Consider the following 11,864-nt stretch of genomic DNA (forward strand, 5'->3'; position numbering starts at 1 on the left):
CGGCGGCGGTGCCGATCACCGAGGTCGGCACGGACGACGTGACGCGCATCCCGACGGGGTTCTCCGAGTTCGACCGGGTGCTGGGCGGCGGCATCGTGCCGGGTTCGGTGGTGCTGATCGCCGGAGAGCCGGGCATCGGCAAGTCGACGCTGCTGTTGGAGACGGCGGGCAACATCGCGCGCGCCCATGCGGCGGCGGGCGGCAAGGTGCTGTACATGTCGGGCGAGGAGTCGCAGGGGCAGGTGCGTCTGCGCGCGACGCGCATCGACGCGGTGGAGCCGAACCTGCTGCTCGCCGCCACCACCGATCTGGGCACGGTGCTGGGTCTGATCGAGCGTGAGCGGCCGACGCTGGCGATCGTCGATTCGGCGCAGACGATCGTCTCGCAGGATGTGGACGGCATTTCCGGCGGTTCCACGCAGGTGCGCGAGGTGGCGAGCGCGTTGATCGACGTGGCGAAGACGCTGGACGTGCCGGTGCTGCTGGTCGGCCATGTCACGAAGGATGGTTCGATCGCGGGCCCGCGCACGTTGGAGCATCTGGTGGATGTGGTGTGCCAGTTCGAGGGCGACAGCGAGACGGCGCTGCGCATGCTACGCGCGGTGAAGAACCGTTTCGGGCCGACGGACGAGGTGGGTTGCTTCGACATGAGCGGCGAGGGCATCGAGGAGGTGACCGACCCCGCCGGGTTGTTCCTGTCCGGCGGTGGTGCCGATGCGGGAGACGGCGCTGACGGGGATGGCGGCTCCTCCCCCGTGGAGGGCACGTGCGTGACGTTCACGTTGGACGGCCACCGTTCGCTGCCGATCGAGATCCAGTCGCTGGTCACGAATTCGGTGCTGCCGACGCCGAGGCGCGCGGTGAACGGCGTGGATTCGAACCGCATCGCAATGCTCGTGGCCGTGCTGTACCGGCATGGCCACGTGAACCTGCTGCAGAACGACCTCTATATATCGACGATCGCAGGCGGGCTCGCGAAGGAGCCGGCGTGCGATCTGGCGATCGTGGCCGCGTTGGCGAGCGCGGCGAAGCATGCGCCGATCCCCCGCACCACGTGCGCGATCGGCGAGATCTCCCTGACCGGTCAGGTGCGCCCAGCGCCGCGATTGGAGTACCGTCTGCGCGAGGCGGCTCGTCTGGGCTTCACGACGGCCGTGGTGCCGCGCCTGCGCAAACGCGTCGAGATCCCCGGCCTCGCCATCGTGCAGGTCGCCACCCTCAAATCCGCATTGGGGGTGCTGCTGTAGCGGCATTCGGCACAATTCCATTCGGATATCAACACCACAGCGACATAGCACCGCGGAAAAGAGTAGCTCATGGTCAGGAAAAGAACACGGTCATCCCGTTTCACATTGTCGCAGGACGAGGCGGATCGTCTGATCCAGGAAACGAAACACGCGATTGAAACGGTGTTCCGCATGCCTGCCGCCGGAGAGCATGACGCCGAATTCCATGTGGCGGCGGATGCGGATGAAGAGGACTTCACCATCGCCGTCTATCAGGGGACGCTCAACGCCGACCGACATTCCATGTCCGCACGCATCACACGCCTTGGCGTGCCGTTGCTGCGCCTCTGCGTCAACGGATCACGACACACCAACCCGGATGGCACCAAGGTCGGCGGCACGCATTGGCATATCTATGTGGAGAACGAAGACGACTGGAATGCCTATCCGGCCGATATCGAATCCCCGGATTTCGTCGAGGATACAATACTGTTGCTGGACAAGTTCCATGTGATTCGCAAACCTCATCTTCAGGAGAGTCTGCTATGACCGTCATCGATGCCGAAACCCTCATTGAGGAGTACGGGGAATGGCTTTCGCGTGAATCCTCCTCCCGCATGCTCGGCGATTGGCAGGAAATCACGCTGCCGTTTCTCGACCGATCCAATGACGACCTGTGTTTCTATGCCAAAACCATTGGCGGTTCCATTCGTTTCACCGATGACGGGTATACGCTCGAAGCGTTCCGTCAGAACGGCATCACGCTTACCGAGGCACGACGGGGACGCGTGGAACGCATCGCCCGCAAATACGGTGCCCGCATCGAATCGGATGGGAGCATCACCCTGTCCTCTGACGAGGGGCGTGCCGACGCGTTGAACCGGTATGTCCAGGCGTTGAACGGCATCGGCGCCGTCATGGAGGCATCCCAGCGTCGCGTCTCCGAGTATTTCGCCGAGGACGTCGCCACTGAACTCACCGAATGTGGGGTGTACTACACGGAGAACGTGCAGGTGCGCGGCATATCCGGTTATGATGTGAACTTCGATTTTCTGTTCCAGCGCAGCCCCAATCATCCCACGCGATTCTGTCAGGCCCCTAACCGGTTGGACAAGGCCACCATGCAGAGCATCATGTTCGGATGGAACGACACCATGAGAGACCCGCAGCGGCAGGATTCCAAACTCATCGTCATCGGCGACGACCGGAACGGCGATTTAGGGGATGGGGCGGTACAGGCGTTCCGCAACTACGGGGTGAGCGTCATCGCTTACTCCGAGTTGCGGGAACGCGCTCCCATCGAGCTGGCGGCATAGGCATAGAGACCTTCCTTATACCTATGCCGCCGGCAGGCCGCGCTTGCGGCCATGCGCGAACGTGAGCACCCGTCGCCGTCGCCACGTCAGGCGGTGAGGCGCTTGGTCTCCTCGACGTTGCGGGCGAGCTCGGCCTTCAGGGCGTCGACGCCGTCGAACTTGACCTGCGGGCGCAGGAATCCGGCGAATTCGACGCGCACCTTGTGGCCGTAGAGCTCCAGCCAGTCGTCGGTGATCGCGTACGCTTCGACCACGCGCTCGTTGAGGCCGGTCTTCTCGCTGAACGTGGGCTTCGTGCCGATGGAGATGGCGGCGGGCCAACGCTTGTCGCCGTCCACGAGCCAGCCGGCGTACACACCGTCGACCGGCAGGTAGCCGATCACGTCGTCGCCGAGGTTCGCGGTCGGGAATCCGATGGTGCGGCCTCGCTCCTCGCCGTGCACGACCTCGCCGACCACGCTGTGCATGCGGCCGAGGATCGCGTTCGCGTCCTTGATGCGCCCGTGGCCGAGCAGGTAGCGCACGTTCGTGGAGCTCCACGCGCGCGCCAGCTTCGCCTGATGCTTCTTGCTCCACGCGCGGCGTTCCGCCTTGGTCGCGTTCGCGAACGGGTCGGCCGGCTCGCCCCATTCGGCGGGCATTTCCGGCTTCCAGTCGCGCGGGATGCGCACGTCGCCGGGACCGCGGTCGTCGACCACGTCGAGTTCGAACACGCCGGCGCCGGCGGCCAGGTTCGAGATGGCCTTCACGTCGCCCTTGCGGCCCGCGCCCATCGCCGCGTCGGAGCCGAGCACGAGCGTGCGCATGCCGATCTTGCCGACCAGTCGGCCGAGGAAGAAGATGTACGATTTCGCGGCGAACGCGAGCGTGTAGCGCACGACGAGCACGTGTTCGACGCCCGCCTGCTCCAGGTAGGCGAGACGGTCGTCCACGCCGCTCAGCGCGTTCGCGTCGATGACGTCCGCGCCCGGCTCCTCGCCGTCGTGCGCGGCGGCCCAGCCGTGCACGAACGCGGGACGTGGGTCGAACAGGATGACGATGGAGAACGCGTCATGCTTGCGCGCGAGTTCGACCACGCGGTCGACCACGGCCTGATGCCCCCGGTGCATGCCGTCGAACGCGCCGACCGTGACGACCGATCGCTTGTCGTTGTCGAAGGACGGCCACTCGACGTCGCCGGTCTCGTCAGGGGTCAGATAGGTGATGTCCATTGCGCTCCTCATACTCGTCGCCACGGTGATGGCCACGGCCAATCGCGGCCCGATTTCGCCGCGACCACTCTAGCAAACGGCGACGAAGTGGCCACGATCCACCCGCCCAGAGCAAGAGGCCCGCGCCTATCCGCGCCTAACCGCGACGATCCCACCTCGCATCTCGCGCGGCATCCGGCAACGTATTCGGAATCTCCACGCGCAACGTCCACCGGCGTCGTGTGCATGATTCCCGCCAGGTCCCGCCATGCCGTTCGACGAGCAGCCGGTACTGCGCGAGTCCCGAACGCAATCCGGCGGTCGTATCGGATTCCCCATCGCCGGCATCGCGTATGGCGTTCGTCGTTTCGACGACGGCGCATTCGCCCGTATAGGAGATCATCACCATGTAGGGCCGTGCGTGGTCGCCGTGTCGACCGATGTTGCCGAACAGCTCCCTGACGAGCCCCTGCATGAGGGATGCCGCCTCGGCGGTCATCGACGCGTCCGGCCGTCCGAAGACGAGGACGTCGCCGTCCATCCCCATATCGGCGAGCGTCCGCCGGCACCGGTCGACGGTCCGCCGCAGCGTGCGCGCCGACGCCGCCGAAGCCGTTCGGGACGTGCCTTCCGCGGACGAGGTCTCCGCGGGAGTCTCCTCAGCGCGCAACGTCCGGATGACCTGCCTCGTATGCTGCAACGCGTCGACGGCGGTGTCTCGGACCGTGTCCAGCTGCCGCCGCGTCGCCTCATCCGGAACGTTCCGCCGCATGTGCTCGACGAGCATGACGATGTCGGTGAGATCGTTCGTCGTGTAATCGTGCAGCCTGCCGGCGATCTGCCGGTTGCTTTCCATACTCAGATTCTTCTGACGCTCTGCACGCGTGTCACCCGTGGTCTTGATGATTCCACCGATACAGATGAACGCCACCACGAAAGCCGCGAACGAATACGAGCCGCCATTCCCCATCAACGAGCGAGGTGCCGTCCCGCTAGCGATGAACGCGCATATCGACACCACAGCACCGCATAGGATCCCACGTCGCATGTGCAAGTAGCTGATTATCGATAATGCGAGAAAAGCCAGCACCACCGTCGTAAACGGCGCTCGGATATTGGACATCAGATCCAACGCAGCCATGCCGCACACCGCATACGATCCCCATTCCGGAGTCAATACGAAGGCGGCGACGCAGATGCTTCTGCATACGAGAAGAGCCAGCGACGCACGGTTATCGTCCACGGATACGCACAGATAGATGCTTTCGGCAACACAGATGGTTCCAGGAACCAGTATGAGCAGCGACATGTACGGATGCGGGACGTGCGCCCGCACCGCGGCCGGAATCCGTTGCCACAGTCGTTCACCCGTCAGACGTTCACCAGTCACGCGTCCGCTCATCACATGCCACCATTCTCACCGTTCCACCGTCATCGAATACCACGGCCGTTGCCGCTCTCCCTCATCGGGCACCGCCGCCGTCGGGAACCACGCATCCGCTCACACGATGTGGAGCGCACGGCAGCGGTCCAGCGCCTCATACCATGTCTTAACACCGAGTTTCCGTCTGATGTTGCGCCGATGCGAGAACACCGTATCGGCGGAGATGTTCAGTCGGGCGGCGATCTGTTTCGCGTTCAACGATCCGAGACTCAACGCCACGATCCGCGTCTCCTGGGGCGTCAGCATGCCGGAATCCGGCATCGCAGCCGCCATCGCCCGCGGCGCGATATCCGCCGCATCCGCCGCCGCGACACCGCCGTCGCCGTCCGTTCCGTCGCGCCGCCGCGCCGCCTGCGCGATGGCGGGCGCGAGCGTCCGTGCGAGCGTCGCCTTGTCCAGCAGCGGCGCGATGCCCGCCTGCCGGGCGCTTTCCGCGTAGGTCTGCGGATCGTAGGAGGTCAGTCCGATCAGCCGCGTCGACGGCGAGCGCTTGAGGATCTCCGGGGCGAGCTGCGGCCCCGTCACGCCGTTGAGCGCCATGTCGACGAGCAGGATGTCCGTGGGGCGGGTCGCGTCGGCGCAGAGCATCAGCGCCTCCGTGGGGAACGTCGTGGACCAGACATCGACGGGACGGCGGAATCCGCGCGCGCAGGACCGCACCATGCGGACGATGCATTCCAGCGCGCACGCGTCGTTGTCCAGCACGCCGATGCGCAGATGCTCCCCCAATGTCGCGGATTCCTGTACTCCCATGTGCCCCAAGGATAGTCGTCCCGCGCTTTCGCACGGTCGCGTCTGCAGTTTCCTGCACGTCGCTGGAATGGGCGGACGATCGCGGGTTACGGTGAGGCGCAACGAATCACACCACATCACCATGGATGTCGCATCACTATGGATGTCGCATCACTCTCACCGGAAAATCACATCGGATCGTACCGGTCGACGACCGGATCGTAATCGTCATGGAGGTCTCGAACATGCGGATGCACGGATTGATGAGGACGGCGGCGGCGATCGCCGCGACGATGCTGCTGTGCGCGGGATGCGGGCAGAGCGACGCCGCAAGCGCCGGAACCGCCGTCGCGGACCGGAGCGACGGCGCGGCGCGATCGCAGTCCGCGAACGTGCCGGCCGGCACGCGCACGACGGACGACGGCCACATCGCCGGTCTCACGACCACGTCGCCGTTCGACGGGTATTTCCTCGGGAATGACGACCAGCGCACGGTCGAACAGGCCATCGTGATGATGAACACCGCGTGCATGGCGGAACGCGGCTACCGGTACGAGTACACCGGCGGCTTGGAGACGCGCACCGACGATCCGGAGGCGACGTACGCGCCGGAATGGGGGCCGCTCACCGTCGATTGGGCGCGCGACTACGGGTATGCGCCGCAGTACGACAAGATGTACCGGACCGCCGAGTCCGACCAGCCCGCCGCGTCGTCGAAGGCGACCACATCGTCGAAGACCACCGCGAACGCACAAGCGCGGTCCGCGCGATCCGCTTCCGGCGACGCCACGCTCAAAGCGCCCTCCTCCCCCGGCTACGTCCAGGCGCTGGCGAACCAGGACGGTACCGGCTGCGACAACCAGACCACCGCCGCGTTGGGCTACGACGCCGAATGGTTCGCCCGGATCGGCACCTATGACGCGGCCCGGCGCAACGCCGACGAGAACGCCCTGCGCGACGCCCGCGTGACCGGGGCGATCAGCGAATGGAAGGCGTGCATGGCCGGCAAGGGCTACGGGTACGACGATCCGCGCGACATCGCCAAGCACTATGCGCAGAGCGGTCCCGCGCACGGCGCGTCTGGCGTCGCCCACACCGTCACCGACGAGGAGCGGGCCGTCGCCGTCGCCGATGCCGGGTGCAAGGCGTCCAGCGATCTGATGCGCACCGTGACCGACGTGACCTATGAGTACGAGGCGCAGGCCGTGCGCGACAACCAGTCGACGATGGACGCCATCAAACGCCTCTCCGCCACCATCCTCGCCAACGCCCGGCACCAGCTCGCCACCACCGCCGTCAACGAGTAGCGCCCCGTCGCGCCGCCGCTCACTCCGCGGGGAAGACGACGGCGGGCTTGGCTTGGGTGCGGTTGGCGCGTTCGATGATGGCGGCCACATCGCGCGTTTCCGGCACGATGGCGGCGTAGTGGACGCCCTTCTCCAGTTCGCGGTCGATGCGGCGGCCGAATCGCAGTTCACGCGCCTCGTCGGCGGTGATGGCGACGACCGGCATCGCGCCGCGTGCGGCGTCGGCCATGCCGACGGCACGCGCGCGCAGCCAGTCGCCACGCGCGTCGCCGGACAGGCCGGCGGGCGTGTCGAGCACGCAACGATTGCGCGTGACGGTCTCGCCGTCGCGGTTCGTGAACGTCTTCGGCTCGGCGTGCGCGGCGATCGCCTGCATCGTGGCGGTCGCGGTTTCGCCGGTTCCGGTCGCATCATCGCCGATTCCGGCGTCCGTGACGGCCGGGAGAACGGTCGTCTGCGCAAGACCGGAACGGTCGTCGGACAGCGCGAACCGGCCGACGCGTGTGCGGCGCAGGCGGGTGAGATACCCGCCGACGCCGAGCGCCGCGCCAAGGTCGCGGGCGAGCGCGCGGATGTACGTGCCGGACGAGCAGCTCACGCGCACGTCCACGTCGATGACGGGGACGACGGCTTCCGTCTGTTCGACTTCGAGACCACCCTCAGTCAGCTGCGCCGACAGCTCCCGCCAGCGGGAGCAGGACGTGGGGTCAAGTTGCGGCGCATCGGCGCCGTTGCGGGAGCGGGGTACGAGCGGGGAGGCGGCGTCGCTGGTGCTCGCGAGGCCTTCGCGCGTGGCGAGCATGGTGAATTCGGCGATGTGGACGGGCCGCGCCTTCAGCGCGACGTCCTTGCCGGCGCGCGCGAGGTCGTAGGCGCGTTTGCCGTCGATCTTGATCGCGGAGAACGTGTTCGGGATCTGTTCGATGTCGCCAGTGAACCGTTCGGCGATCGTCGATGCGATGACGGCGCGGAGACGGGCGGCGCTCGTGGCGTCACCATCCGACGCATCCGGGGAACCACCCTCAGTCGGCTCCGCCGCCAGCTCCCGCCAGCGGGAGCAAGACGATACGCCGGTCAAAGGCTGCGCCGCCAGCTCCCGCCAGCGGGAGCGGAGGGAGGCGTCGTCGGGCGGGATGATGTCGCCTTCGGCGTCGTCGGTGGTGGTGGCGAGGCCGAGGCGGATCGTCGCCTCATACGTCTTGTCGTGTTCGACGATGTACTGCAGGAGACGCGTGGCGCGGCCGAACCCGATGACCAGCATGCCGGTGGCCATCGGGTCGAGCGTGCCGGCGTGGCCGACCTTCTTTGTGTGCAGCGCGGCGCGCACGGCCGCGACCGCGTCGAAGCTGGTCACGCCCTGCGGCTTGTCGACGATCAGCAGACCGTCTGCGCATGTGGTGGTGGTCATCGGCATTCCGGCACCTCCGCGGTTCCTTCCCTCATCGGGGGGAGTCAATGGTCGAGGTAATGGTCGTCACTCGGCGTCGTTCGCGGTGACGTCGAAATCGTCCATGTCGTCGAAATCGTCATCGGAATCCGCATCGTCGCCGTCGAAGCCGTCCGACTCGGCGTCGGTGTCTTCCGGCTCGTCGTGCTTGTACGGGTCGGCGTCGCCCGCGTACTGGGCGGTGGCGCGCGCCTTGGCGAGCTCCTCGTCGCGCTTGCGCGCGATGGCGAGGATGTCCTCGATCTCATGGGCCTCGCCCGGCACCTCGTCGAACACGAACTGGAGCTGCGGGGTGAGGCGCAGGCCGGCCTTGTGGCCGACGAGCTTGCGCAGATGGCCTTTCGCCTGGTCGAGGGCCTGCTGGGCGCGCTTGCGTTCGCCCGCCTCCTTGCCTTCGTGGCCGTATTGCGTCCAGTAGACCTTGGCGATCTGCAGATCGTTGGTCACGCGCACGTCGGTGATGGTGATGTTCGTCAGTCGCTTGTCATGCAGCTCGCGTTCGATGGAGGACGCGATGACGCGCTGGATCAGGGCCGCGATGCGCGCGGCGCGGGGGTTCGTTCCTGCCATGAAAGTCCTTTCGATGATTCGCTCCCGCCTCCGGACTCCGGAGAAGAAGAGCCCATACAACGTGCTCCCGCCGGCGGGAGCTGGCTCGCGAAGCGAGTCTGAGGGTGGTTCGCCGCGGCCTCCGGAACCATCGGAACTGTCCGAGACCGCCGGGAACCACCCTCAGTCGGCTTTCGCCGACAGCTCCCGCCAGCGGGAGCATGAATACGTCGCCTCCGCTTCCCGCGGAGGCGACCGATGCACTTACTTGCGCTCGACCTCGCGCATCTCGAAGGTCTCGATGATGTCGCCGAGCTCGATGTCGTTGAAGGTGCCGAGGTTGATACCCGCCTCGTAGCCTTCCTTGACGGACGTGACGTCGTCCTTGAAACGACGCAGCGAGGAGATCTCCAGGTCGTTGACCGTGGCGACGCCGTTGCGCAGGATACGGCACTTCGTACCGCGCTTGACCTCGCCGTCCTGCACCATGACGCCGGCGATGTTGCCGAACTTGGAGGAGCGGAAGATCTCGCGGATCTCGGAGTGGGAGGTGACGACCTCCTCGTATTCCGGCTTGAGCATGCCCTTGAGGGCCGCCTCGATGTCCTCGATGGCGCGGTAGATGACCGAGTAGTACTTGATCTCCACGCCCTCGCGGTCGGCGAGGTCCTGCACCTGACGGTTCGGACGCACGTTGAAGCCGATGATGACGGCCTTGTCGACCGTGGCGAGGTTGACGTCGTTCTGGGTGATCGCGCCGACGCCGCGGTGGATGACCTGGATGCCGACCTCGTCGGACACCTCGATCTTCATCAGGGAGTCCTCGAGCGCCTCGACGGAGCCGGAGGAGTCGCCCTTGATGACGATGTTGAGCATGTCCACCTCGGACTTGGCGAACTGCTCCTTCAGGGACTCGAGGGAGACGATCTTGCGGCGCTTCGCGAGCTGCGCGGCACGCTCGGTGGCCTGGCGCTTCTCGGCGATCTGACGCGCGGTGCGGTCGTCCGGGGCGACGAGGAACAGGTCGCCCGCGGTCGGCACGGAGGTCAGGCCCAGCACCTGGACCGGCGTGGACGGGGTGGCCTCCTTCATGTGCTTGCCGTTCTCGTCGAGCATGGCGCGCACGCGGCCGTACGAGGTGCCGGCCACGATCGCGTCGCCGATATGCAGGGTGCCCTGCTGGACGAGCACGGTCGCCACGGCGCCGCGGCCCTTGTCGAGTCGCGCCTCGATGGTGGCGCCGCGGGCGTCCATATCCGGGTTGGCCCTGAGGTCGAGGTCCGCGTCGGCGGTGAGCAGCACCGCTTCGAGGAGCTTGTCGACGTTGATGTTCTGCTTGGCGGAGATGTCGACGAACATGGTGTCGCCGCCGTACTCCTCCGGCACGAGGCCGAACTCGGTGAGCTGGCCGCGCACCTTGTCCGGGTTCGCGCCCGGCTTGTCGATCTTGTTGACGGCCACGACGATCGGCACGTGGGCGGCCTTCGCGTGGTTGATGGCCTCGACGGTCTGCGGCATGACGCCGTCATCCGCGGCCACGACGATGATCGCCACGTCTGTAATCTCCGCACCGCGGGCACGCATGGCGGTGAACGCCTCGTGGCCCGGGGTGTCGAGGAACGTGATCTTGCGCTTCTCGCCGTCCAGCTCGACCGTCACCTGGTAGGCGCCGATGCGCTGGGTGATGCCGCCGGCCTCGCCCTCGATGACGTTGGTCTTGCGGATCGTGTCGAGCAGTCGGGTCTTACCGTGGTCGACATGGCCCATGACGGTGACGACCGGCGGACGCGGCTTGAGGTCCTCGTCCTCCTGCAGCTCCTCCTCGTCCAGGTTGATGTCGAACTGCTGGAGCAGCTCCTTGTCCTCCTCCTCGGCGGAGACGATCTGGATGTTCCAGCCGATCTCCTCGCCCAGGATCTGGAACGTGGACTCGTCGAGCGACTGCGTGGCCGTGGCCATCTCGCCGAGATGGAACATCACGGTGACGAGGGCCGCCGGATTGACGTTGATCTTCTCCGCGAGGTCCGCGAGGGAAGCGCCCTGACGCAGGCGGATGGTCTGGCCGTTGCCGCGCGGGATGCGCACGCCGCCGATAGTCGGCGCTTTGATCTCCTCGTACTCCCTGCGCTTCTGCAGACGGTTCTTGCGGGCCTTGGAGCTCTTGCCGCCCTGACGGCCGAACGCGCCGGCCGCGCCGCCGCGACCACGACCGCCGCCGCGCGCGGGACCGTTGCTCGGACCGCTGTTGCCCTGGAAGTTGTTACCGGTGCCGGTGCCGGAACGGAAGCCGCCGCGGGCGCCGCCGCCCTGCGCGCCGCCCTGACCCGGACGGTTGTGGCCCCACTGGCCCGGACGCGGCGCGCCGCCCTGACCCGGACGGCCGTTGCGGAAGCCGCCGCGGGCGCCGCCGCGGCCACGACCGCCGCCGTTGCGGCTGTCGTTCACGGTCGGACGCGCCATCGGATGCGGACGCGGGATGTCGCCGGGCGTGGGCGTGTGCATGCCCTGCTTGCGGCTGAACGGATTGTTGCCCGGACGCGGACCCGGGGTCGCGGCGTGCGGGCGCTGGCCGCCCTGCTCCTGACCCGGACGCGGCGCGCCCTGCTGGCCGCCGCGACGCTCGTTGCGCGGACCCGGCGTCGGGGCGCCGGAC

The 11,864-nt window shown here is 66.9% G+C and carries 10 protein-coding genes; 4 read left to right on the plus strand and 6 right to left on the minus strand.

What is annotated here, in order from left to right; all coding sequences use genetic code 11:
* The 3 genes from radA to Uis4E_RS11085 all read left to right on the plus strand — a co-directional run.
* Positions 1–1,247, plus strand: a 1,247-nt coding sequence (gene radA, locus Uis4E_RS11075) for a DNA repair protein RadA (protein WP_101623214.1), incomplete at its 5' end; no start/stop codon positions are given.
* 69 nt (positions 1,248–1,316) lie between these two features.
* Positions 1,317–1,775, plus strand: a complete 459-nt coding sequence (locus tag Uis4E_RS11080) for a DUF6978 family protein (protein WP_101623215.1) — start codon at positions 1,317–1,319, stop codon at positions 1,773–1,775.
* The gene (locus Uis4E_RS11085) at positions 1,772–2,542 is read left to right on the plus strand and encodes a DUF1829 domain-containing protein (RefSeq protein WP_101623216.1); all 771 of its coding nucleotides are present in this window, start codon (positions 1,772–1,774) and stop codon (positions 2,540–2,542) included. The genes Uis4E_RS11080 and Uis4E_RS11085 overlap by 4 nt, the downstream gene beginning before the upstream one ends.
* 86 nt (positions 2,543–2,628) lie before the next feature.
* Here the strand turns inward: Uis4E_RS11085 and ribF are convergent, their stop codons facing one another.
* From ribF to Uis4E_RS11100, 3 genes are all read right to left on the minus strand, one after another.
* Entirely contained in the window at positions 2,629–3,753 is a 1,125-nt protein-coding gene (ribF, locus tag Uis4E_RS11090) for a bifunctional riboflavin kinase/FMN adenylyltransferase (RefSeq protein WP_101623217.1), read from the minus strand.
* Between the two features lie 136 nt (positions 3,754–3,889).
* The gene (locus Uis4E_RS12000; protein WP_165784973.1) at positions 3,890–4,588 is read right to left on the minus strand and encodes a histidine kinase; all 699 of its coding nucleotides are present in this window, start codon (positions 4,586–4,588) and stop codon (positions 3,890–3,892) included.
* Positions 4,589–5,233: 645 nt separating this feature from the next.
* Entirely contained in the window at positions 5,234–5,929 is a 696-nt protein-coding gene (locus Uis4E_RS11100; RefSeq protein ID WP_165784974.1) for a response regulator transcription factor, read from the minus strand.
* 224 nt (positions 5,930–6,153) lie between these two features.
* Here Uis4E_RS11100 and Uis4E_RS11105 point away from each other — a divergent pair, with 224 nt between their 5' ends.
* Positions 6,154–7,215 carry a hypothetical protein gene (locus Uis4E_RS11105; RefSeq protein WP_165784975.1) on the plus strand — a complete coding sequence of 354 codons (1,062 nt, stop codon included), beginning with the start codon at positions 6,154–6,156 and terminating at the stop codon, positions 7,213–7,215.
* 19 nt (positions 7,216–7,234) lie between these two features.
* Here the strand turns inward: Uis4E_RS11105 and Uis4E_RS12005 are convergent, their stop codons facing one another.
* From Uis4E_RS12005 to infB, 3 genes are all read right to left on the minus strand, one after another.
* Positions 7,235–8,629, minus strand: coding sequence for a tRNA pseudouridine synthase B (locus Uis4E_RS12005; protein WP_165784976.1), 1,395 nt, complete (start codon positions 8,627–8,629; stop codon positions 7,235–7,237).
* A 60-nt stretch (positions 8,630–8,689) separates the two neighbouring features.
* A complete protein-coding gene (rbfA, locus tag Uis4E_RS11125) occupies positions 8,690–9,232 on the minus strand; it encodes a 30S ribosome-binding factor RbfA (protein WP_101623221.1) in 543 nt (180 codons plus the stop codon).
* A 243-nt stretch (positions 9,233–9,475) separates the two neighbouring features.
* Positions 9,476–11,864: translation initiation factor IF-2 (gene infB, locus Uis4E_RS11130; protein ID WP_165784977.1), on the minus strand; the 2,389-nt coding region annotated here is incomplete at its 5' end.

The sequence above is a fragment of the Bifidobacterium parmae genome, assembly GCF_002860365.1.
GTDB lineage: Bacteria > Actinomycetota > Actinomycetes > Actinomycetales > Bifidobacteriaceae > Bifidobacterium > Bifidobacterium parmae.